At 71.4% G+C, this 23,218-nt stretch carries 17 protein-coding genes; 11 read left to right on the top strand and 6 right to left on the bottom strand.

Features of this window, described 5'->3' with window-relative positions; all coding sequences use genetic code 11:
• Nucleotides 1-15: 15 nt before the first annotated feature.
• Entirely contained in the window at nucleotides 16-2,043 is a 2,028-nt protein-coding gene (locus ACI2L1_RS22570; RefSeq protein WP_404741132.1) for a hypothetical protein, read from the bottom strand.
• Nucleotides 2,044-2,386: 343 nt separating this feature from the next.
• Between ACI2L1_RS22570 and ACI2L1_RS22565 the strand changes: the two genes are divergently transcribed.
• The 3 genes from ACI2L1_RS22565 to sucB all read left to right on the top strand — a co-directional run bounded on the left by ACI2L1_RS22565 (nucleotide 2,387) and on the right by sucB (nucleotide 7,692).
• Nucleotides 2,387-3,922, top strand: a complete 1,536-nt coding sequence (locus tag ACI2L1_RS22565) for a leucyl aminopeptidase (RefSeq protein ID WP_404741131.1) — start codon at nucleotides 2,387-2,389, stop codon at nucleotides 3,920-3,922.
• A 497-nt stretch (nucleotides 3,923-4,419) separates the two neighbouring features.
• Entirely contained in the window at nucleotides 4,420-5,808 is a 1,389-nt protein-coding gene (gene lpdA / locus ACI2L1_RS22560; RefSeq protein ID WP_404741130.1) for a dihydrolipoyl dehydrogenase, read from the top strand.
• A gap of 60 nt (nucleotides 5,809-5,868) precedes the next feature.
• Nucleotides 5,869-7,692, top strand: a complete 1,824-nt coding sequence (gene sucB / locus ACI2L1_RS22555; RefSeq protein ID WP_404741129.1) for a 2-oxoglutarate dehydrogenase, E2 component, dihydrolipoamide succinyltransferase — start codon at nucleotides 5,869-5,871, stop codon at nucleotides 7,690-7,692.
• A 53-nt stretch (nucleotides 7,693-7,745) separates the two neighbouring features.
• On the opposite strand, the gene ACI2L1_RS22550 is transcribed toward sucB, so the two are convergent.
• Nucleotides 7,746-8,408 (bottom strand): hypothetical protein, encoded by a 663-nt coding sequence (locus ACI2L1_RS22550; RefSeq protein ID WP_404741128.1) that lies wholly within the window; start codon nucleotides 8,406-8,408, stop codon nucleotides 7,746-7,748.
• 212 nt (nucleotides 8,409-8,620) lie between these two features.
• On the opposite strand from ACI2L1_RS22550, the gene ACI2L1_RS22545 reads away from it, so the two are divergent.
• The 4 genes from ACI2L1_RS22545 (at nucleotide 8,621) to ACI2L1_RS22530 (ending at nucleotide 13,835) form a co-directional block, all read left to right on the top strand.
• Complete coding sequence (locus ACI2L1_RS22545) at nucleotides 8,621-9,244, top strand: GntR family transcriptional regulator (protein WP_404741127.1); 624 nt, start codon at nucleotides 8,621-8,623, stop codon at nucleotides 9,242-9,244.
• Nucleotides 9,245-9,503: 259 nt separating this feature from the next.
• Nucleotides 9,504-12,209, top strand: a complete 2,706-nt coding sequence (aceE, locus tag ACI2L1_RS22540; protein WP_404741126.1) for a pyruvate dehydrogenase (acetyl-transferring), homodimeric type — start codon at nucleotides 9,504-9,506, stop codon at nucleotides 12,207-12,209.
• Nucleotides 12,210-12,285: 76 nt separating this feature from the next.
• Entirely contained in the window at nucleotides 12,286-13,260 is a 975-nt protein-coding gene (locus ACI2L1_RS22535) for a helix-turn-helix transcriptional regulator (protein ID WP_404741125.1), read from the top strand.
• 56 nt (nucleotides 13,261-13,316) lie between these two features.
• The gene (locus ACI2L1_RS22530; protein ID WP_404741181.1) at nucleotides 13,317-13,835 is read left to right on the top strand and encodes a DUF4240 domain-containing protein; all 519 of its coding nucleotides are present in this window, start codon (nucleotides 13,317-13,319) and stop codon (nucleotides 13,833-13,835) included.
• A 579-nt stretch (nucleotides 13,836-14,414) separates the two neighbouring features.
• Here the strand turns inward: ACI2L1_RS22530 and ACI2L1_RS22525 are convergent.
• A complete protein-coding gene (locus tag ACI2L1_RS22525; protein ID WP_404741124.1) occupies nucleotides 14,415-14,651 on the bottom strand; it encodes a hypothetical protein in 237 nt (78 codons plus the stop codon).
• Nucleotides 14,652-14,810: 159 nt separating this feature from the next.
• Between ACI2L1_RS22525 and ACI2L1_RS22520 the strand changes: the two genes are divergently transcribed.
• Complete coding sequence (locus ACI2L1_RS22520) at nucleotides 14,811-15,938, top strand: lipid II:glycine glycyltransferase FemX (protein WP_404741123.1); 1,128 nt, start codon at nucleotides 14,811-14,813, stop codon at nucleotides 15,936-15,938.
• A 16-nt stretch (nucleotides 15,939-15,954) separates the two neighbouring features.
• Here the strand turns inward: ACI2L1_RS22520 and ACI2L1_RS22515 are convergent, their stop codons facing one another.
• On the bottom strand, nucleotides 15,955-16,941 hold the full coding sequence (locus ACI2L1_RS22515) for a peptidoglycan recognition protein (protein WP_404741122.1): 987 nt from the start codon (nucleotides 16,939-16,941) through the stop codon (nucleotides 15,955-15,957).
• Nucleotides 16,942-17,067: 126 nt separating this feature from the next.
• On the opposite strand from ACI2L1_RS22515, the gene ACI2L1_RS22510 reads away from it, so the two are divergent.
• Entirely contained in the window at nucleotides 17,068-18,252 is a 1,185-nt protein-coding gene (locus tag ACI2L1_RS22510; protein ID WP_404741121.1) for a MarP family serine protease, read from the top strand.
• Between the two features lie 159 nt (nucleotides 18,253-18,411).
• Here ACI2L1_RS22510 and ACI2L1_RS22505 read toward each other — a convergent pair whose 3' ends face one another.
• Nucleotides 18,412-18,900: a GNAT family N-acetyltransferase gene (locus ACI2L1_RS22505; RefSeq protein WP_404741120.1), complete on the bottom strand. Its 489-nt coding sequence runs from the start codon at nucleotides 18,898-18,900 to the stop codon at nucleotides 18,412-18,414.
• Between the two features lie 71 nt (nucleotides 18,901-18,971).
• Here ACI2L1_RS22505 and ACI2L1_RS22500 point away from each other — a divergent pair, with 71 nt between their 5' ends.
• Both ACI2L1_RS22500 and ACI2L1_RS22495 read left to right on the top strand, forming a co-directional pair.
• Nucleotides 18,972-19,868: a TIGR01777 family oxidoreductase gene (locus ACI2L1_RS22500; protein ID WP_404741119.1), complete on the top strand. Its 897-nt coding sequence runs from the start codon at nucleotides 18,972-18,974 to the stop codon at nucleotides 19,866-19,868.
• Nucleotides 19,869-20,081: 213 nt separating this feature from the next.
• Nucleotides 20,082-21,446, top strand: a complete 1,365-nt coding sequence (locus ACI2L1_RS22495) for an NAD(P)/FAD-dependent oxidoreductase (RefSeq protein WP_404741118.1) — start codon at nucleotides 20,082-20,084, stop codon at nucleotides 21,444-21,446.
• A gap of 123 nt (nucleotides 21,447-21,569) precedes the next feature.
• On the opposite strand, the gene ACI2L1_RS22490 is transcribed toward ACI2L1_RS22495, so the two are convergent.
• On the bottom strand, nucleotides 21,570-23,006 hold the full coding sequence (locus tag ACI2L1_RS22490; RefSeq protein ID WP_404741117.1) for a regulator: 1,437 nt from the start codon (nucleotides 23,004-23,006) through the stop codon (nucleotides 21,570-21,572).
• Nucleotides 23,007-23,218: the final 212 nt, after the last annotated feature.

Raw genomic sequence — 23,218 nt, 5'->3', positions numbered from 1 at the left:
GTGCTGCGCTGTGCTTCAGGCAGGCAGGTTCAGCGTGAGAGCGTCCTGAAGCAGCTCCGGCGTGGTCCAGGCCGAGCGCTGCCCCGCGTACGGCGTCCCGAACGCGGCGGTGCCGAGAAGGAGTTGCTGGGTGGTCCCTTCCGGTGCGGTCACCGGGATCCGCGTCCCGGAGGGTGCGGTGACGGTGACGATGTTTCCGATCCGGTACGCCGTGACGTTCCCCCCGTCGACGGCTGCCTTCCAGGCGCCACGGCGTTGCAGCTCGGTGCCGATGGCGGCCTGCGCGAGGTTCTGTACCGGGGTGTTGTCGGCGAACAGCGCCTGGTAGTCGGCCAGCACCGTGTCGAGGACCGGGTACAGCATGCGGTCCTCGGCCAGGTTGGACTGGTGGGCGTAGTGCGGGCGCGGGTCGTTCGAGATGACGTGCCCGAGGGCGGTGCGGGCCTCCTGCGGGACGATGTACTCGTCGTAGCCGGTGGCCGCGTCGAGCGGGTCGTCGAGGCAGGTGGACGTCGGGTTGTTCTCGCAGATGCCGCTGCCGCCGTCGGCCGCCGAGGTGTAGATCCAGTTGTACTCGTCGACCATCTCGGCGTCGGTGCCGGTGTTGTAGTAGACGTTCATCGGGTAGCGCGGCACGGTCAGGGTGCTGGTGCCGACCGAACGCTGCGCGGGCTCACGGGAGTTGTCCGAGGCGGTCCACTCGATACCGTTGGCAGCCAGCGCCCCGGCCAGGTTCGGGTTGTCGTCGGGCTGCTGGGGCAGGCTCCTCAGGCCCGAGTGCTCGCCGGTGACCAGCTCGGAGCGGTCGACCGGAAGTCCGTGGGCGAGCGCCCAGTCGTAGTTGTTCGAGATCTCCGACGAGATGTCGGCCTGGCTCATGTACTGGGTCGAGCCGTCGGCGTTCTTCGCACAGCTCCACGGCACGGTGGTGGTGTCCTGGACGCAGCCGAGGTACTGGTGCGTGTAGGTGTGGTTGACCCACCTGTACTGCGCCTTGTCCGCGAGCAGTTGGTCGGCGAGGGCGTCCGTGCCGCCGTTCTCCTCCTTCCACTCCTCGCCGGAACCGGCGTTGAAGACCATGTCGAACGTGAAGCCGTGCTCCTGCTGCCACTGCGCCGCGTACTGGGCGTCGGCCGCGGTCATACGGATCGGCGTGGTCCCCTCACCGTCACCGCCCACGCAGTCGAAGTCGCCGGGTGTGCAGTTGCGTTCGGTGTCCCAGCGACTGTCGGGCGCGAAGACGTCATCGACATGCACAGCAAGATAGTTGCGGCTCTGTCCGAGGTGTACGCCCTGAGTCAGCCATTCGACAATGCCGCGGGCAAGTAACCGGAACTGTTCCTGGTACTGGTTGTACGCGAAGGTCACGACGAGTTCGCGGCGCCCGTCGTGGGCGTATTCACCGACCAGGCTGCCGCGGCCCGATCCGCCGGGCACTGCGGTGTCGACATAGCTGGTGAAGCCGGTTCGAGGCGTCGCCACGAAGCCGTAACTCTCCTGTACCGAGGCGGAGTTGTCCTCAAAGGCGAAAGCACCGTCGAGATAGCCGAAATACCCCGCCCCGCCGGCCGCGGTGACGTCCGCCTCCCGCCCGTCCAGCGTCCCGGCGTACGCGCTGTAGTCCAGGCCCACCTCCGGGTGCGCCCAGGTGTAGGCGTCGACCTGCGGGATGCCGTACGTCGTCTCGTACGCCTCCAGGGCGGTCTGCTCGGCCGAACCCGTGCCGAACGGGGCCTCGTTGGGCAGCACCACGCCCTGGAACTTCGCCCGCGGCGTGCCGTCGACGGTGTCGCTGAGGAAGGCCGCGGTGACGGTCGGGCGGGTCGTGTCGTTCAGGTCGATCGTGGTGTACGGGACGCCGGTGCTGTCCAGTTGGGCGGTGATGGCCTCGACCGGGCTGTCGCCGTTGTCCACCACCAGCACTCTCAGGTCGATGCGCGGCTCCTCGGCCGCCGAGGCTCCGGGAGTGCCCGCTCCGAGGGCCATCAGCCCCGCGGCGGCCATCAAGGCGGCAGTGGTTCTCCAACGCTTTCTGTGTGCCATGGGTCGTCCCCTCCCCAAAAAACACCCCCTTGCGCTCAAAGCAAGGGGGTTCTGTGGAAATGATGCAAAGAGGCGAGCGGTAGGCTCGCCGGAACCAGACGAGTGTGACCCACCTCACCGGGGACGGGGATCGAGAAGTGGCCACGCTGCCACCGGCAGGTGAACACCGGCGGGAATGATCGACGGCCGACCCGAGCGTAGGCTCGTCCCGGGTGGTAGCCGGCAGGGGTGAAGGCCCCGATCGGGATCCGTATTCGACAAGAAACAGGGTCGGCCGTCGGGCCCGGTCGACCCACCCTTTTCGACCCCAGCAACTTCACATCGGAAGCGAGAATTCACCACCGTGACTGCTCTCACTCTCAGCACCTCCGCGGCGCCCGGCCTGCGGGTCGACGCGATCGTGATCGGTGTCGCCAAGGGCGCGAAGGGCCCGGCCGTGGCACCCGGCGCCGAGGCCGTGGACAAGGCCTACGACGGCAGGCTCGCCGGCGTCCTGGAGACCCTCGGTGCCTCCGGCGCCGAGGGCGAGGTGACGAAGCTGCCCGCGCCGTCCGGCCTCAAGGCCCCCCTCGTGGTGGCGGTGGGCCTGGGCGCCGAGCCCGAGAAGGACTCCGCCTTCGCCGCGGAGGCGCTGCGCAAGGCCGCCGGTATCGCCGCCCGCGCCCTGGCCGGCTCCAAGAAGGCGGCGTTCGTGCTGCCGCTGGGCGACGCCGCCGACGTCGGCGCGGTCGCCGAGGGCGTACTGCTCGGGTCGTACTCCTTCGACGCCTACAAGGGGACCGCGCCTTCGGACAACGCCGCCAAGGCCAAGAACGGCAAGGCGCCGCTCGCCGAGGCCGTACTGCTGGGCGGCAAGCCGCGGGACGCCGCGTACAAGGCCGCGCTCGCCCGGGCCGTCGCGGTCGCCGAGGAGCTCAACCGCGCGCGCGACCTCATCAACATGCCGCCGAACGACCTGAACCCCGAGGCCTTCGCCTCGATCGTGCAGGCCGCGGGCAAGGAGCACGGCCTCAAGGTGCAGGTGCTCGACGTGAAGGCCCTGGAGAAGGGCGGCTACGGCGGCATCCTCGGCGTCGGCGCGGGGTCGACGTCGGGGCCGCGGCTGGTGAAGCTGTCGTACACCTCGTCCAAGGCGAAGAAGCATCTCGCGCTGGTCGGCAAGGGGATCACGTACGACTCGGGCGGTATCTCGCTGAAGCCGGCGGGCCACAACGAGACGATGAAGTGCGACATGAGCGGGGCGGCGGCGGTGTTCGCGGCCGTGGTCTCCGCCGCGCGTCTGGGCCTTGAGGTCAATGTGACCGGGTGGCTGGCGCTGGCCGAGAACATGCCGTCCGGTTCGGCGACGCGGCCCGGTGACGTGCTGCGGATGTACAGCGGCAAGACGGTGGAGGTGCTCAACACCGACGCCGAGGGCCGGCTGGTGCTGGCGGACGCCCTGTGGGCCGCGTCGGCGGAGAAGCCGGACGCGATCGTGGATGTGGCGACGCTGACCGGCGCGATGATGCTGGCGCTGGGGAACCGGACGTTCGGGATCATGTCCAACGACGACGCGTTCCGTACGGCGGTGTACGAGGCCGCGGAGGAGGTCGGGGAGCCTGCCTGGCCGATGCCGCTGCCGGAGCATCTGCGCAAGGGGATGGACTCTCCCACCGCCGACATCGCGAACATGGGTGAGCGGATGGGCGGTGGCCTGGTCGCCGGGCTCTTCCTGCGGGAGTTCGTGGGTGAGGGGATCACCTGGGCGCACCTCGACATCGCGGGGCCGGCGTTCAACGACGGGGGGCCGTTCGGATACACGCCGAAGGGCGGGACGGGGTCTGCCGTGCGTACGTTGGTGCGGCTGGCGGAGCTTGTGGGCGCCGGGGACCTGGGGTGACGTCCGCCTGATAGCTCGGTGCCATCGGTCGTACGGCGGGTGCAGGGGCGTGGGGGCTGATCGCGCAGTTCCCCGCGCCCCTGGGTGTCCGACCGCGGCCTTCGTCCCACTGCGAGCATGAGAGCTGATCGCGCCCACGCCGCGGAGCCGCATATCGATATGGCCCCGCGCCCGTGGGTGTCTCACCGCGGCCTTCGTCCCACTGCGAGCATGAGAGCTGATCGCGCCCACGCCGCGGAGCCGCATATCGATATGGCCCCGCGCCCGTGGGTGTCTCACCGTGGCCCCTGTTGAAAGTCTCACCGGAGCTGTCCTTCTCATGTGAGCGTGTGGTGTCTCACACCCCGGCCCGGCGTCTCGTTCAGTGCTGACAAGTGCGAAGATGGGGCTCGGCAGGACAGGGCCCCCACACAGGGCCGAAGAAAGAGCGGCCGGACACCAGCCGCCGCGCGGTCACTGGAGACCGGCGTACGGCGCACATGCATGGAGGACGTGACGTGGCGAACGACGCCAGCACCGTTTTCGACCTAGTGATCCTCGGCGGTGGTAGTGGCGGTTACGCCGCGGCCCTGCGCGGGGCGCAGCTGGGCCTGGACGTCGCCCTGATCGAGAAGGACAAGGTCGGCGGCACCTGCCTGCACCGAGGGTGCATCCCCACCAAGGCCCTGCTGCACGCGGGCGAGATCGCCGACCAGGCCCGCGAGAGCGAGCAGTTCGGTGTGAAGACCACCTTCGAGGGCATCGACATCGCGGGGGTCCACAAGTACAAGGACGGTGTGATCTCCGGCCTGTACAAGGGGCTTCAGGGGCTTGTCGCCTCCCGCAAGGTGACGTACATCGAGGGTGAGGGGCGGCTCTCCTCCCCCACGTCGGTCGATGTCAACGGCCAGCGCATTCAGGGCCGCCACATCCTGCTCGCCACCGGCTCAGTACCGAAGTCGCTGCCGGGCCTGGAAATCGACGGCAACCGGATCATCTCCTCGGACCACGCCCTCGTCCTGGACCGTGTGCCGAAGTCCGCGATCGTCCTCGGCGGCGGTGTCATCGGCGTCGAGTTCGCCTCCGCCTGGAAGTCCTTCGGGACCGACATCACGATCATCGAGGGCCTCAAGCACCTCGCCCCCCTTGAGGACGAGAGCTCCTCCAAGCTTCTTGAGCGCGCGTTCCGCAAGCGCGGCATCAAGTTCAACCTGGGCACGTTCTTCTCGAAGGCCGAGTACACCCAGGACGGTGTCAAGGTCACCCTCGCCGACGGCAAGGAGTTCGAGGCCGAGCTGCTGCTGGTGGCCGTCGGCCGCGGGCCCGTCTCCGCCGGTCTCGGCTACGAGGAGCAGGGCGTCGCCATGGACCGCGGCTACGTTCTGGTCGACGAGTACATGCGCACCAACGTGCCCACCATCTCCGCCGTCGGTGACCTGGTCCCCACCCTCCAGCTCGCGCACGTCGGCTTCGCCGAGGGCATCCTGGTTGCGGAGCGTCTGGCCGGTCTGAAGACCGTTCCGATCGACTACGACGGCGTTCCGCGGGTGACCTACTGCCACCCCGAGGTGGCCTCCGTGGGCATCACCGAGGCCAAGGCCAAGGAGATCTACGGCGCGGACAAGGTCGTCGCTCTGAAGTACAACCTCGCGGGCAACGGCAAGAGCAAGATCCTGAACACCTCGGGCGAGATCAAGCTCGTCCAGGTCAAGGACGGTGCCGTGGTCGGCGTCCACATGGTCGGCGACCGCATGGGCGAGCAGGTCGGCGAAGCCCAGCTGATCTACAACTGGGAGGCGCTGCCCGCCGAGGTCGCGCAGCTCATCCACGCCCACCCGACGCAGAGCGAGGCGCTCGGCGAGGCCCACCTGGCCCTGGCCGGCAAGCCGCTGCACTCGCACGACTGACCCTCGGTCGACGAAGCGACGTACTCAGACTTCCGCAATTCGTAAGGAGCAACCGAAACCATGGCGGTTTCCGTAACCCTTCCGGCGCTCGGCGAGAGCGTCACCGAGGGCACTGTCACCCGCTGGCTCAAGGCCGAGGGTGAGCGCGTAGAGGCCGACGAGCCCCTGCTGGAGGTGTCGACCGACAAGGTCGACACCGAGATCCCCTCCCCCGCCGCCGGCGTCCTCGCCTCCATCAAGGTCGCCGAGGACGAGACGGTCGAGGTCGGCGCCGAGCTGGCCGTGATCGACGACGGCACCGGCGCCCCCGCCGCTGCCCCGGCTCCGGCCGCCGAGCCGGTCGCCGAGCCCGCCCCCGAGCCGGCCGCGGCCGCCCCGTCCACCGAGCAGGCCGCCCCCGCGCCCGCTCCCACCGCCGAGGCCGCCTCCGGCGGCGGCTCCGCCGAGGGCACGGACGTCGTCCTGCCCGCGCTCGGCGAGTCCGTCACCGAGGGCACCGTGACCCGGTGGCTGAAGGAGGTCGGCGAGGAGGTCGCGGAGGACGAGCCCCTGCTCGAGGTCTCCACCGACAAGGTGGACACCGAGATTCCGGCGCCGGTCGCCGGTGTCCTGCTGGAGATCGTGGTCGGCGAGGACGAGACCGCCGAGGTCGGCGCGAAGCTCGCCGTCATCGGCGCTCCGGGTGCGGCTCCGGCCGCTGCCCCGGCCCCCGCCGCTCCGGCTCCGGCTGCCGAGGCCCCGGCTCCCGCTCCGGCTCCCGCCCCGGCCGCCCCCGCGGCTCCGGCGCCCGCTCCGGCTCCGGCTCCGGCTCCGGCCCCGCAGGCGCCCTCGGCTCCGGCCCCGCAGCAGCAGACGACTCCGGCTCCCGACCCGGCGCCCGCCGCTCCGGCCCCGGCGCCCGCCCCGGTCACCCCGGCCCCGGCTCCTGCCGCGACCTCCGGTGACGACGGCGCCTACGTGACCCCGCTGGTGCGCAAGCTCGCCGCCGAGCACGGCGTCGACCTCGCCGCCGTCAACGGCACCGGCGTCGGTGGCCGTATCCGCAAGCAGGACGTCATCGCCGCCGCCGAGGCCGCGAAGGCCGCCGCAGCTGCTCCGGCTCCCGCCGCTGCCGCTCCGGCTGCCGCCGCCGCCAAGAAGGCGCCGACCCTGGAGGCCTCCCCCCTCCGTGGCCAGACCGTCAAGATGCCGCGCATCCGCAAGGTCATCGGCGACAACATGGTCAAGGCGCTGCACGAGCAGGCGCAGCTGTCCTCGGTCGTCGAGGTCGACGTCACGCGTCTGATGAAGCTCCGCGGCCGGGCCAAGGACTCCTTCGCGGCCCGCGAGGGCGTCAAGCTCTCCCCGATGCCGTTCTTCGTCAAGGCCGCGGCCCAGGCGCTGAAGGCGCACGCGCCCATCAACGCCAAGATCAACGAGGGCGAAGGCACGATCACCTACTTCGACACCGAGAACATCGGTATCGCGGTGGACTCCGAGAAGGGCCTGATGACCCCGGTCATCAAGCACGCGGGCGACCTCAACCTCGCCGGCATCGCGAAGGCCACGGCGGAGCTGGCCGGCAAGGTCCGCGCCAACAAGATCACGCCCGACGAGCTGTCCGGCGCGACCTTCACCATCTCCAACACCGGTTCGCGCGGCGCGCTCTTCGACACGATCATCGTGCCGCCGGGCCAGGTCGCGATCCTCGGCATCGGTGCCACGGTCAAGCGCCCGGCGGTCATCGAGACCGAGGAGGGCACGGTCATCGGCATCCGCGACATGACCTACCTGACCCTCTCCTACGACCACCGTCTGGTGGACGGCGCCGACGCGGCCCGTTACCTGACCGCGGTCAAGGCGATCCTGGAGGCGGGCGAGTTCGAGGTCGAGCTCGGTCTGTAAGGCACTCGTACGGTGCCCCCGTCCGGTTTCCGGTCGGGGGCACCGGCCTTTCCTCACCTGGGTGTCAACGGCCTGTCCGACCAGCCCCACAGCTCCTCCACCCACACGTTGGGGACGGACAGCTTGGGCGCGCGGGTCAGATGCCAAGTTCGGTAGGCCTTCAGAACGTCGTACGTCGCGTCCAGGCAGTCCCGCGAGGTGAGCTTGCCGGTCCTCGGGTCGACCCCGACGAGGAACCCGCGGGCCTCGACCGTACGGATCATGGCTCGGGCGTTGTTCACGGCGTGCGTCGAGGACTTCGTGCAGCGGTAACGGCTGTAGGGGTGTTCGGAGGTGCCGGGGTAGTGCGCGTCCGTGGACATCTCGCTGAGCATGCGTTTGTACGACCCCTCGGCGTGCCAGGCTCCGATGTCGCCGCCCGGCGGGGTGTACAACTTGCCGCTGGGGTTCTCGACGGCGCCGTAGACCCAGCGGCCGGTGCCCGGGACCCTGAAGCCCCAGCCGACATGGCCGAACTTCTGGGCGCCGTCGGGTTTGACGAACACACAGGCGGCGCCGCCGCCCTGGGTCGGACCCGCCATGTTGGTGATCGCTTCGGTGCGGCTCGGTGTCGCCTCGGCCGTCGCCCGTGCGGCCGGCTGTCCGCAGCCGGCCAAGCCGACGATCGCGCCGATCACGGCCGCGACGGCCAGTCCCCGTCGTCCCCCGATGTGCATGCGTCCCCCTGTGGTGCGAAGGGGCGCCCCGCGTGGGAACCCCTGAGGAACGCGACACTTCTCAGGGCCGCGGGGTTCCGTCTCTTGACAGAAGTCGTGGGGCTGGGAGCGTGTAAGCCTCGTCTCACCTGCATGAAAGCGCCCCCGTGCGCCCCTCCCGGACGGGCCCTCGGCCTTATTGTCTAAACGTCAAACGCCCTTAAGGAGCCCTCATGACCGCGCCCGTCGTCCACTCGCTGCGCGAACAGATCCGCGAGCACATCGTGGAGGGAATCGTCAGCGGGCGCTGGCAGCCGGGTGAGCGGATCGTGGAGCGCCGTATCGCCACCGAGCTGGAGGTCAGTCAGACGCCGGTGCGGGAGGCGCTGCGCGAGCTGGAGTCGCTGCGGCTGATCGAGTCCGCGCCGAACAAGGGCGTACGGGTGCGGAACCTGACGGCGGCCGACCTGGAGGAGAGTTACCCGGTCCGGGCCGGTCTGGAGGCGATCGCGGCGGAGCTGGCGGCGGAGCGGCTGGCGCAGGACTGCTCGGCGCTGGAGCCGCATGTTCTCGCGCTGTACGAGGCGGACCGGGAGTCGGACGGGACCGGGCAGGTGCGGCACACCGTGGGTTTCCACCGTGAGCTGGTGCGGGCGGCGGGCAACTCCGTGCTGCTGCACACCTGGGAGGGTCTGGGCATCGAGGTCTTCACGGCCTTGTCGATCCGCTGGCTGGGCACGGTCCAGCAGTCGTACGCGGAGGAGCACGAGGAGCTGGTGGCGGCGTTCAAGCGCCGGGACCCGCGGATCCCGGAGATCGTGAAGGCGCATGTCCTGGGCTGCGCGCCGCGGGCCTGAGCAGCCGAGCAGACCCATGCTCACCTGCGAAAACTCTTCGAAAACACGGCACCCGGTGTCTTCCGTGGAGACACCCCGTGCCTACTTTCTCGCAATAGAGAGGTTTTGCCCTTCAACCCTTTGATCGATCATCGATCAGGGGGTTAGAGTCGCCGACGGGCCCTTACCGGGGCCCTCCGCCCTGTCCTGCCAAAGACAAAGGGCACCCCCGAAACCCTGCCTGATTGAGGGAACCCCTTCGACTGAGGAAGGCGGCGACATGACCGACCCCTACGCCATCCAGCCGAGCGAGCTCGACCAGCTCCCCGACCGGGACCCCGAGGAGACCGCCGAATGGCAGGCCTCGCTGGACGCGGTCGCCAAGGCGGCCGGCCCGCACCGTGCCGCGTACCTGATGCGCCGCACGCTGGAGAGGGCGGAGGGCAACGGCATCGCGCTGCCGAAGCTCCTCGAAACGGACTACGTCAACACCATCCCCACCGCCGCCGAGCCGTCCGCGCCCGGTGACGAGGAGATGGAGCGGAAGATCACCGCGTGGAACCGCTGGAACGCGGCCGCGATGGTCACCCGCGGCTCCAAATACGGCGTCGGCGGCCACATCGCCACCTTCGCCTCCGCGGCCTGGCTCTACGAGACCGGCTTCAACCACTTCTTCAAGGGCAAGGAGGCCGACGGGTCCGGCGACCAGCTCTACATCCAGGGCCACGCCTCCCCCGGCATCTACGCCCGCGCCTTCCTCGACGGCCGGCTGAACGAGCATCACCTCGACCACTTCCGCCGCGAGTCCGGCGGGGACGGCCTCCCGTCGTACCCGCACCCCCGCCGCCTCCCCTGGCTGTGGGAGTTCCCCACGGTCTCCATGGGCCTCGGCCCGCTCTCCGCGATCTACCAGGCGCGCTTCAACCGCTACCTGACCAACCGCGGCATCAAGGACGTCTCCGCCTCGCACGTCTGGGCCTTCCTCGGCGACGGCGAGATGGACGAGCCGGAGTCCACGGCGGCACTCGCGCTCGCCTCCCGCGAGGGTCTCGACAACCTGACCTTCGTCATCAACTGCAACCTCCAGCGCCTCGACGGCCCGGTCCGCGCGAACTTCAAGATCGTGCAGGAGCTGGAGGCCCAGTTCCGCGGCGCCGGCTGGAACGTCATCAAGACGCTGTGGGGCAACGCCTGGGACGAGCTGTTCCGGCTCGACACCACGGGCGCTCTCGTACGACGGCTCCGCGAGGTACCCGACGCGCAGGTGCAGACGTACCAGACGCGCGACGCCGCCTACATCCGCCAGGACTTCTTCGGCAAGGACCCGGCGCTCGTCGAGATGGCGAAGCTGCTGTCCGACGACAAGATCCTGGAGTGCTTCCACCTCTCCCGCGGTGGCCACGAGGCGCGCAAGGTGTACGCCGCCTACAAGGCCGCAGTCGAGTTCAAGGGCGCGCCGACCGTGATCCTGGCCCAGACGGTCAAGGGCCACACCCTCGGCGAGGGCTTCGCGTCGAAGAACGCCAACCACCAGATGAAGAAGCTGACGGTGGACGAGTTCAGGACGATGCGGGACCTGCTCGAACTGCCCATCTCGGACAGCCAGTTCGTCGACGGGGTCGTTCCCTACGGCCACCCGGGCGCCGACTCCCCCGAGGTGCGCTACCTCCAGGAGCGCCGGGCCGCTCTCGGTGGTCCCGCCCCGGCCCGCCGGGTCCACCCGGTGGCGCCGTTGCCGGCCCCCGCCGAGAAGGCGTTCGCCTCCTTCGACAAGGGCTCCGGCTCCCAGAACGTGGCCACCACCATGGCCTTCGTCCGTCTGATCAAGGACCTGGTCCGCGACAAGGAGACGGGCAAGCGCTGGGTGCCGATCGTCCCGGACGAGGCGCGCACCTTCGGCATGGAGAGCCTCTTCCCGTCCCTGGGCATCTACTCCCCCAAGGGCCAGACGTACGAGCCGGTCGACCGTGACCAGCTGATGTACTACAAGGAGGCCGAGAACGGCCAGATCCTCAACGAGGGGATCACCGAGGCCGGTTCGATGGCCGACTTCATCGCCGCGTCCACCGCGTACTCCACGCACGGTGAGGCGATGATCCCGTTCTACATCTTCTACTCGATGTTCGGCTGGCAGCGCACGGCCGACCAGATGTGGCAGCTCGGCGACCAGCTCGGCCGAGGCTTCCTCGTCGGCGCCACCGCGGGCCGTACGACGCTGACGGGCGAGGGCCTGCAGCACGCGGACGGTCACTCGCCGGTGATCGCGGCGACCAACCCGGCGGCGCTGTCGTACGACCCGGCGTTCGCGTACGAGGTCGCGACGATCGTCAAGGACGGTCTGCGCCGGATGTACGGCGAGGCGGCCCCCGGTGAGGACCCGAACGTCTTCTACTACCTGACCGTCTACAACGAGCCGATCCCGCAGCCGGCGAAGCCGTCCGGGCCCGGCATCGACGAGGGCATCGTCAAGGGCCTGTACCGCTTCAACACGGTCGAGTCGGCGGGCATCAGCGTGGCCGCGGCCAACGCCCCGCGCATCCAGCTGCTCGCCTCCGGTACGGCGATCCACTGGGTCCTGGAGGCCCAGCGGCTGCTCGCCGAGGAGTGGGGGGTCGCGGCCGACATCTGGTCCGCCACCTCCTGGACGGAGCTGCGCCGGGACGCCCTGGAGGCGGACGCGGCCCTGCTGCGCGGTGAGGAGCGGGTGCCGTACGTCCGCCAGGCACTGCACGGCGCGGACGGCCCGGTCCTCGCGGTCTCCGACTACATGCGCCAGGTCCCGGACCAGATCGCGCAGTGGGTCGAGCAGGACTGGTCCTCGCTCGGCGCGGACGGCTTCGGCCTCTCCGACACCCGCGAGGGCGCCCGCCGCCACTTCGGCGTCGACGCCGAGTCGGTCGTTGTCGCGGCCCTGGCCCAGCTGGCCCGCCGCGGCGAGGTCAAGGCGACGGCGGTGAAGGAAGCACGCGAGAAGTACGGGCTGTAAGGGCCTGAGCTTCGATGGAGGGGTACGGCGGCCGCCGTACCCCTTCGCTGTCAGTGGCCCCGGGCATCATGGCCCCATGCGCGCTGCCCGCCTGATCAAGATGGTGCTGCTTCTGCAGTCCCGGTCCTCCATGACCGGCGCCGAGCTGGCGCGGGAGCTGGAGGTGTCGGAGCGGACGGTGACGCGGGACGCGCAGGCGTTGTCGGAGGCGGGAGTTCCGGTGTACGCCGACCGGGGGCGGGCCGGGGGGTATCGGCTCATCGGCGGGTATCGGACGCGGCTGACCGGGCTGGCGCGGGGCGAGGCAGAGGCGCTGTTCCTCTCCGGTGTGCCGGGGGCGCTGCGCGAGATGGGGTTGGAGGACGCGGCCTCCGCCGCCCGGCTGAAGGTGTCGGCCGCTCTCCTGCCCTCCCTCGGCGACGCCTCCCGTACGGCCGCTCAGCGCTTCCATCTCGACGCGCCGAACTGGTTCACCGAGCCCAAGGTGCCCGGGCTGCTGCCCGCCGTCGCGGACGCGGTGTGGGACGACAGACGGGTCACCGCGCGCTATCGGAGCCGGGAGGCCGAGGTGGAGCGGGAGCTGGAGCCGTACGGGCTCGTCCTCAAGGCGGGGGTCTGGTACGTGTGCGCACGGGTCGTGGAGAACGGTTCCTTCCGGGTGTACCGGATCGACCGGTTCACGGCGGTGGAGGCCGGCGCCGACCGTTTCGTACGGGACGAGGAGTTCGACCTGCCCGGCTTCTGGGCGGAGCGGGCCGAGCAGTTCGCGAGGTCGATCCTGCGGGCCGAGGCGGTGGTGCGGCTCTCCGGCGACGGGGTGCGGAGACTGCCGTACGCCGTCGATCCCGCCTCCGCCCGGGAGGCGCTGGCGGCGGCGGGCACCCCGGACGAGGACGGATGGCTGACCGTGACGCTCCCCGTGGAGTCCGAGAAGGTCGCCCACTCGCAGCTCACGGGGCTCGGACCGGAGGTGGAGGTGCTGGCGCCGGAGAGCCTGCGGGCGCGTTTCGTCGACGACGCGACACGACTGGGCCGTCTGTACGGGACATAACAATCCGCCGCACTCCACGTGCGCCCCACCGCGCGAGGCCCGATGCTGGACCCGTGATGGACGAGACGGAGTTCTGGGAGCTGGTGGACGCCACCCGCGAGGCCGCCGAGGGTGACCCCGAGGAGCAGGCCGACCTGCTCGTGGACCGGCTCCTGGCGCTGGACCCGGACATGGTCCTCGACTTCGCCCGTCACTTCGAGGCCCGCTACAACCGCGCGTACACCTGGGACCTGTGGGGCGCCGCCTGGATCCTGCTGGACGGGGCGAGCGACGACGCCTTCGACTTCTTCCGGTGCTGGCTGATCGGCCAGGGCCGCGAGGTGTACGAGGGCGCGGTGCACGACCCCGACTCGCTCGCCGACATCCTGGCCGACTTCGACGAGGAGATCGACGGCGACGGCGAGGAACTGGGCTACTCGGCCGACGAGGCCTACGAACAGCTCACCGGGACCGTCGCACCCGACCTGGGCATCCCACCCGCGGCCTCCGAGCCGCTCGGCACGCCGGTCGACCTGGAGAGCGACCAGGCACTGGCGGAGCGCTATCCCAAACTGTGGGAGCGGTTCAGAAGCTGAGACCCGGCCGGACCACCCACACGCCACCTCCGCGTCCGGCCGTCCGCCCGCCGGTCGGCTTCCCCGTCCGGCCGCCCGCCCGCGGGACACCTCCGCGTCCGACCGCCTGTCCGTATGACACTCCCGGCCCGACCATCCGTCAGCCGGACAACTCCCGGCCCGGCCACCCATCCGCGAGACACCTCCGCGTCCGGCCGTCCGCCCTAGCGGACACTCCCGGCCCGGCCACCCGCCTGCAGGCCGACGAGGCCCTACGAACAGCTCACCGAGACCATCGCACCCGACCTGGGCATCCCGCCCGCGGCCTCCGAGCCACTCGGCGCTGGCCGGTCGACCTGGAGAGCGCCGGGTGCTGACGGAGCGCTGTCCCAAGCTGTGGGAGCGGTTCAGGGACTGAGACCCGCCCGGCCACCCACCCACCGGACATTCCGGCCCGACCATCCGTCAGCCGGACGCCTACCGGCCCGGCCACCAGCCCGTCGGACACCTCCCCGCCCGGCCACCCGCCCGCGCGCCGGGCACTCCCGGCCCGAACCATCCGCCCGTCGGACGCGCCCGGCCCAGCCGCCCGCACGCCGCTCAGGCCGTCGTCGTGGACCGGCGGCGGGTTGTGTCCGTCGGGATGTAGGCCTGCGTCTGGTCGGCCCTCACCGCGTGGTGCATCGGGGCCGCGTTGGCCTGGTCGAGGGCGTTCGCGGTGACGGCGGCCGGGCCGAGGAGCACGGCCGCGACGGCGCAGACGACCGCCCAGGGACCGCGGGCGCTCCCGGTCCAGCCGGTGGTCTTCTCCGTGGTGTCGGTGTGACTGCTGTTCATTTCTTCCCCACCTCCAGTCAGTGCGTGTGCATGACGATAGGGCGGCCGCTTCGGCGTGATCCTTGAGTGGCCTACGAGAAACCTGTGAGGCCTCGGACTCTTGACCAGCGCCGTGGCCCCCGGCTTACCGTGGCCGCCCCGAACAGGAGCACCCCGCCCATGACCAGCCCGTACGTGCGCGAGATCACGCGCGAGGACCATCTCGCCCACCTGCGGCTGCACCCCGACGCGAGCCATCTCCAGATTCCCGAGTGGGCCGACGTGAAGCCCGACTGGCTCGCGGAGAGCGTCGGCTGGTTCGAGGGCGAGACGATGCTCGCGACGGCACTCGTGCTGTACCGGCCGCTGCCCGGCACCCGGCGCTTTCTCGCCTACCTCCCCGACGGGCCCGCGATCGACTGGCGCGCCCCGCGCCCGGAACGCCTGCTGGATCCCCTGGTCGCGCATCTGGAGCAGCAGGGGGCGTTCTCGGTCCGGATCGGGCCGCCGGTCGTCGTGCGCCACTGGGACGCGGACACCGTGACGGCGGGCCTCGCCGACCCCGACGCCCGTCATCTGCGCGACCTGCCCGCCGCCGGTGTCGACGGGTACGCCCTGGACACCGGAGAGCGGCTGCGGCAGCTCGGATGGCGGCGGTGCGCGGAGAACGAGGACAGCGGCTTCGGCCCCGGCCAGCCGCGCTACGGCTGTCACATACCGCTCACGAACCGCTCGGTGGACGAACTGCGGGAGGCTCTCGCACCCCACTTCGAGCAGTCCCTGCGCACGGCCGAGTCGGCGGGCGTCCGGGTCTCCTGGGGCACCGCCGCCGACCTGCCCGACTTCTACCGCCTCTACGCCGCGACCGCCGCCCGCGACGGCTTCCGGGCCCGGCCTCCGGAGTACTTCCGGCGCATGTGGGAGGCGCTGAACGCCGAGGACTCCGACCGGCTGCGGCTCTATCTCGCCGAGTACGACGGCGAGGTGCTCTCCGCCGCGCTGATGATCAACGTCGGCTCCCGGGTCTGGCACTCCTACGCCGCGTCCGGCCGCCGGGGGCGGGAACTGCGGCCCAGCAGCGCGCTGTTGTGGCGGATGCTGTGCGATGCGCGGGCGGCCGGCGGCGAGACGTACGACCTGCGTTCCGTCACGCCCTCCCTCACCGGGGACCGTCTGCTGGGCCGGCTCCGCTTCAAGACGGGGGCGGGCGGCCGGGTCGTCGAGTACTTCGGGGAGTGGGAACGGCCGGTGGGCATCCAGGGCAAGGTGCTCCAGCGGGCGTTGCGGGTCTATCTCGGGCGCAGGTGACGTCCGGCTCGGCGGGTCACGTCCTGCCCTGCAACCGGGCCGCTCGTTCCCTGATCTGTGGCAGCAGCGCGCTGAGGGCGGCGCCCGGGCAGGTCGTCGTGTAGCCGTCGTCGTGGCCCGCGAGGGCGGGCAGGCCCGCGGTGGTGCCGGCGGCGTACCGGCTGAGGCTGTTGCTGGAGGTCAGCCGGACGGTGGCGCGCGGGTCGATGTCCGCGAGGCCCAGTTTCCAGGCTGCCAGGGCGGCGATCGCCTCGGTCATCTCCCGTGGGACGGTGACACCGGCCGTGAAGGTGCCGAGGGCGGCGATGCCGGCCGTGCGGTGGTTGAAGCCCTGGGTGTGGGCACCGGTGACGGGACGGTCGACGCCCCCCGCGCGGCCCTCGTAGATGGTGCCGCAGCGGTCGACGAGGAAGTTGTAGCCGATGTCGTCCCAGTCCCGGGTGCCGGTCTGGCCCTCCGCCAGGTAGCGGATGATGCGGGGCGCGTCGGCACAGTCGTAGTCGTTGGGCGAGTCGGTGTGGTGGACGAAGACCGCGACCACCTTGTCGTCGTAGCGCGGGGGCGGCGGGGTGCGGGCGGCGCTGTTCGCCTCGCCGGTGCCGTTCGCCCACACCTGCCTCGGCACGATGTGCGGCCGGGCCGCGGTGTGCGGGGCGAGTCCGTGCCGGGCCGCCGCGGCGGTCCGCGCGGGTCCGGCCGCGGCCGTGCGCTCGACACCGGTGGCGCACAGTGCCAGGACGAGGACGGCGGTGAGTCCTGGCACACAGGCCAGCAGCAGTACGAGGGGGCGCGGTAGCCGGGTGGCACGCCCCGGGGGCCGTGCCGCGAACCGTCGTAGGAAGGTCGCGGGCCGCACGGAGGCCGAGAGGCCTGTGCGGACCGCGTGGCGTATTCGGGCCGCCCGCCGTCCTCGCGCCCCCCGCGATCTTCGGACACGCATGGTTCCACTGTCGGCCGGATCTCCTCCGTCCGCGATGTGTGGTGTGCCACCCGGTGGAACCATCGTCCTGGTCCGCGGCGTTTTCCCAGGTGCACGCGCGCGTGGCCGGTTCCGGGCGGCACGCGCGCGCGTGACTGATCACTGAGCCCCTCGCCCGCGTACTAAGGGATCTGAGAGAAAGGCGGCCACGTGGACCTGCTCGACATCCTGCTGTTGCTGGTGACCGCCGCCTACGCGGCCTCCGGCTACCGGCGCGGCCTGGTGGCCGGCTGTGTCTCGCTCGCCGGGTTCGTGGGCGGCGCGGTCGTGGGCGTGTGGGTGCTGCCGTGGATGATGGATCTGGTGGCACCGGGGAGCACGTCCGCGACGGTGACCGCGGTGCTGACGGTGCTGGTCCCGGCGGCGGTGGGACACGAGCTGGCGGGGCGGCTGGCGCTCAGGCTGCGCCGGGAACTGGACCAGGGGCCGCTGCGGGTGGCCGACGGGGTCGGCGGGGCCGTCGCCAACTCGGTGGCGGTGCTGATCGTGGCGTGGGTCGCCGCGAGTGTCCTGGGCGCCTCCTCGTCCCCGCTGGTCACCACGGCCATCCGGGACTCGGCGCTGCTCGGCGCCGTCCAGGACTCGATGCCGGACACGACTCCCTCCTGGTTCTCGCGGGCCACCTCCGCGCTCACCGAGGCGGGCTTCCCGCAGGTCTTCAACCCGTTCGAGAACGAGTCGACGGCCGAGGTCGCCAAGCCCACCGGCGACAGCGTCACGGCGGCCGCCACCAACGCGGCGAAGCTCAGCACGGTCAAGATCGAGGGTGCCTCGGGCACCCAGGGCCGCGAGGGCAGCGGTTTCGTGTACGCGCCGCAGCATGTGATGACCAACGCCCACGTGGTGGCCGGTATCGACGCGCCCAGCGTGCGGATCGGCGGGGTCGGGCAGGCGTACGAGGCACGCGTGGTGCTCTTCGATCCGGACAAGGACGTGGCCGTGCTGTACGTGCCGGAGCTCCGGGCGCCGGTCCTGCGCTTCGACGACAGCGCGGCGCGGGGCGACTCCGCGGTCGTCGCCGGCTATCCGCAGGACGGCGATCTGAACCTCCAGGCGGCCACGGTGGCGGGCCGGGTGAAGGCGAACGGGCAGAACATCTACAGCGACGCCATCGTCACCCGCGAGATCTACTCGATCCGTTCGACCGTCCGCCCCGGCAACTCCGGCGGTCCGCTGCTGACCACCTCGGGCAAGGTCTACGGCGTGGTCTTCGCCCGCTCCACCTCCGACGACGAGACGGGCTACGTCCTGACCGCCGACGAGGTCGCCGGCGACGCCCAGAAGGCGGCGGACTCGACGGATCCGGTGGACACGGGCGAGCTGGTCACCTCCTAGCGGGGCGGCCTCGCGGATGATGAGAGGGCCGGTTCCCTTTTCGTCGTTTCGTGGAGGCTCCCGTGCCCGTGTTCTTCCTTGTCTCACTGCTCGTGGCGGGGTGCGCGCTCTTTCTGGTGGTGCGCAGACGCCGTACGACCGCCGCGGCCGACCAGGTCGTCAGAGACGGCGCCCCATGAGCACGTCGTCGACGTACTCCCCCGCCAGCAGGAACTCCTCGGGCAGGATCCCCTCGACCGCGAAGCCCTCGGACTCGTAGAGCGCGCGGGCCGGGATGTTGTGGCCGAGGACGCGCAGGGTGAGGCGGCGGGCGCCGCGGCGGCGGGCCTCCTGAGTGATCGCGCGGATCAGGGCCCGGCCGACGCCCCGGCCGCGGGCCTGTGCGCTGACGACGAAGCCCTGGATCTGGCGCACATGGGCGTTCGCGTCGAGCCCGGTGGGGAAGCCGAGACGGACGTATCCGAGGATGCGCCGGTCGGCCTCGGCGACCAGGCAGTCGTCGGGGAGGTGGCGCTCGTCGAAGAAGGGCCGGTACGGCGGCTGCTGCCGGGGCAGGACCTCGTGCAGGGGCGACCACTCGGCCCGGTCGAGGCGGGCCAGCTCCTCTTCGTCGTCGGGCAGGGCGGACCGTATGGACAGCTGGGACATGACCGTCACCCTATGACTGGGGTACCGGAACCAGACATCGCTCTTACGCACCCACCAGGCAGGATGAGGTCATGCAACTTTCAAGAATCGCGGTGGCAGGGGCGTCCGGACTGATCGGCTCGGCTCTGGTGCGGTCGCTGACCGCGGACGGGTACGAGGTGGTGCGGCTGGTGCGCCGGGAGCCAAGCGGCGAGGACGAGGTGCGCTGGGACCCCGAGGCGGGACAGGTGGACGCGGCCGGGCTCGCCGGGTGCGACGCCGTGGTCAACCTCGCCGGTGCGGGCGTCGGTTCGCGGCGCTGGACGGATGCGTACAAGACCCGTATCCGGTGCAGCCGGGTGCTCGGCACCAAGGCCCTCGCCGAGGCGGTCGCCTCGCTGGACGAGCCGCCGCGGGTCTTCGTGAACGGCAGCGCGATGGGGTACTACGGCGAGACCGGCGACCGGGTCGTCGACGAGGACTCGCCCGCCGGGGAGGGCTTCCTGCCCGAACTGTGCGTGGAGTGGGAGGGGGCGGCCGCGCCCGCCCAACAGGCCGGCGTACGGACCGTGTTCACCCGCACCGGTCTGGTGGTGGGCCGTGGTGGCGGGGCCTGGGGCCGGCTGTTCCCGCTGTTCAAGGCGGGGCTCGGCGCCCGGCTGGGCGACGGACGGCAGTACTGGTCGTTCATCGCGCTGCACGACGAGGTGGCCGCGATCCGTCATCTCCTGGAGACCGACGGACTGTCCGGACCGTTCAACCTCACCGCGCCACACCCCCTGACGAACCGTGAGATCACCGAGGCGATGGGGCGGGTACTGCACCGGCCCACGCTCTTCACGGTGCCCGCGCCGGTGCTGCGGGGCGTGCTCGGCGAGATGGCCGGGGACGTGCTGGGCAGCGCGCGGGTGCGTCCGACGCGGCTGCTGGAGTCGGGGTTCACGTTCGCGTTCCCGGACATCGACGGCGCGATCCGGGCGGCGGCGTGAGGTCACGGCCCGACGTCGGTGACGGCCGCGCGTGATGTCGTACGACGTTGGCGACCGTCTGTGACGACATGCGACCGGTGTGCGACCGTGCCCTGTCGATGCGCGACTGTTCCTGACCGATCACGGCCCTACCCTCGACCCGAACTCGGGTATCCCCGGGGCCTGTTGGGGGCATCACGTCCCCACCTGCCGCGCAACGTCGAGGAGGGGCACGTGCTTGAGCCCGCGTACCAGGCGGATGTCGTGATCGTGGGAGCCGGGGTCGCCGGGCTCTCCGCGGCGCATCGGCTGACCAGCGCAGGAATGACCGTCGCGGTGCTGGAGGGCGCCCCCTGTGTGGGCGGCCGCATGGCGACGGAGAAGGTCGACGGCTTCCGGCTCGACCGGATCGGACAGCTGCTGTCCACGGCGTACCCCGAACTACGGCTGACCCCCGGGCTCGACGGGCTCGTGCTGCGCCCCTTCGCACCGGCGGTCCTGCTGCACGGCGACGGGCGTCACCACCGGGTGGACGCTCCGGCGGGCGCGGGGAGCGCAAGGGGCGCGCTGCACGCGGTGCGCGCCCTGGCGAGCGCCCCTCGGGGAGCCGTGCCGGGATCGGCGTCGGCGGCCGGGGCCAGGGGCGCCCGCGGGGTCGCGCCGCTCGGGGGCGCGGTCGATCAGGCCCGGCTCGGGGCCGCGCTCAGCCGGCTCGCGAACATGCCCGTGGAACGGCTCCTGGCCCGTCCCGAACTGCCCGCCGGGCAGTCGCTCGCGACCCGGGGGCTGCCGGCCCGCACGATCGACGGCTTCCTGCGTCCACTGCTCGCGGCCCTGCTCTGCGACCCCGCGCTGACGACGTCCAGCCGGTGCGCGGACCTCGCGTTGCGATCCTTCGCGAGCGGGCGGCTGTGTGTGCCGGAGGGCGGCGCCGAGATGCTTCCGGAGCTGCTCGCCCAGGCCTTGCCGACGGGGACCGTGCACACGGGGGTGCGGGTCACGTCCGTCGCGACGACATCGGTGACCACGGCGGAGCACGGCGAGATCCAGTGCCGGGCGGTGCTGCTGGCGACGGACGCACGGGCGGCGGCCGAGCTGCTCCCCGGTCTGCGGGTGCCGGACTTCCACCCGGTGACGGTCGTCCACCACACGACGGACGAACCGCCGCGCACAGGTGCCGCGTTGCTGCTGGACGCGGACCGGGGCGGCCCGGTGGCCCACACAACGGTGATCAGCGAGGTCGACCCGAGCCGGGCCCCCGCGGGACGGGTGCTGGTGTCGTCGACGGTCCTGGGAAACCCGCCACCGGACCTGGACACGGCCGTCCGCACCCACCTGGCCCGCCTCTACGGCACTCCGACGCACCGCTGGGAGACGCTGGCGGTCCACCACACCCGAGAAGCGGTCCCTTCCATGCGCCCCCCACACGACCTGCGCCGCCCGGTACGCCTGCTGGCCGGCCTGTACGTCTGCGGCGACCACCGCGACACGAGCACGGTGCAGGGGGCGTTGCACTCGGCGCACCGGGCATCGACGGCAATCCTGACGGACCTGGGAGCACACCGAGCAGACCCGACTCCAACAGCTCAGGCAGCATGACGGTCACCCGCGCCCCTTGAGGGGCGCGGGGCTGTATCCATATGCGGCTCCGCCGCGCGGGCGCGACAAGCCACGACGGCGCAGCACTCGGCATACAACGGTACGGAGTTACGGCGAGACGGCCTACTGCAGTGCGGCGACCTTGTCGCGATAACTCCGCACCGGCGCCGCATCCTTGTACGGCTCCAACCGCCGCTCGAAGTCCCGCACATACTCCACCGCCCGCACCGACCGCATCTCCGCCGCCTGTCCGGCAGCCTCCGCGGCCAATGCACAGGCCTGGTCCAGCTCACCCAGCCCCAGACGCGCGGAGGCAAGCACCACCCGGCAGAACAGCCGGCTGCGCGCATACGCGGGCGCCCGCAGCTGAAGCGAGCGCTCGGCGTGCTGCGCCGCCGCCCGGAACTGCTGCAGATCCCGGTGACAGTGACCGAACTCGTCCGCCAGCTGCGCCTCGTCGAAGAACCGCGCCCAGTGCGGGACTTCGTCGCCGGGCCGCGCCGCCTCCAGCGCCCGCTCCGCGCGGACCAGCGACGCCGTGCACACGCGCACCTCCCCCAGCACCCCGTGCCCCCGCGCCTCCGCCGAGTGCAGCAGCGCCTGCACGACCGGTGGCGCGTTCGTGCCGACCCCCTGCTGCGCCACCCGGGCCAGCTGGATCGCCTCCCGGCCGTGCCCCAGATACACGGCCTGCCGGCTCATCGTGACCAGGACGTACGCCCCGTACGCCCGGTCCCCGGCCGCCTGCGCGAGCCGCAGCGCCTGCACGAAGTACCGCTGGGCGAGCCCGTGCGCGGCGATGTCGTACGACGTCCAGCCCGCGAGCCGGGTCAGGTCCGCCGCCGCGGCGAACAGCCTGCGCCCGGTCGTCTCCCCGTACGTGCCGCGCAGCATCGGCTCGCACTCGTGCTCCAGATACCGCACCAGCGCCTGCCGGGCGTGCCCGCCGCCGTACTGGTCGTCGAGGGTGCGGAAGAGTTCGCCGACCGAGCCGAGCGCGGCGATGTCGCCCCCGGTGACCTTCTGGCCGGGCCCGCGCTCGGCCTGACCCCGCTGCCGGGGCAGGACCGGGCGGCCCGGGAGGGGGACCCGGACCGCGGGCTCACCGCGGGCGACCCCGTCGTCGGGGCGGCCGATCAGCCAGTCGCGGCTGGGGACGACCAGGCCGGCCGGGGTGAAGGCGATCTTGCGCAGCTCGGCGTGGCTGCCGGAGTCCTTGCGCCACAGCCCGCTGACGATGTCGACGGCCTCCTCGGGACCCGCGGCGAACTCCAGTCCGGCGTAGACGGGCGCGCAGGCGTCGAGGCCCAGGTCCTGCGCGGAGAGCCGGCGGCCGAGACGGCGGGTGAAGACCTCGGCGATGAGGGCGGGCGTGGTGCCCCGGGGCTGCTGCCCGCGCAGCCACCGGGTGACGGATGTCTTGTCGTATCTGAGATCCAGCCCGTGTTCGAGTCCGAGCTGATCCACGCGTCGGGCGAGACCCGCGTTGGAGAACCCCGCTTCTGCGATGAGCGCGGCGAGCTGTCGGTTGGGCGTGCGCTGCGCGGGTCGTTCCGTCATCTGCGGTGCGGTCTCCTGCCTTCCAGGCCGTTGACTGGCCCGGATTGCCTGTGAGCAGCCCTTATGGCCTCTGCGAACGGCGCGAATGTAGCGGAGAGTGAGCAGACGATCGCACACTTCGACGTTCGTTCATCCGATCGTGTGAGGATTGGCCCCGGAGCTGACGCCTGCGGGCCGGACGTACAGTGGCGTAGGCACCCTTCGTGCCTTAC

Origin of the sequence: Streptomyces sp. NPDC019531 (genome assembly GCF_044903305.1) — a bacterium.
Taxonomy (GTDB): Bacteria; Actinomycetota; Actinomycetes; order Streptomycetales; family Streptomycetaceae; genus Streptomyces.
The sequence above is the reverse complement of the archived record's forward strand: the minus strand, read 5'-3'. Positions and strand labels throughout refer to the sequence as shown.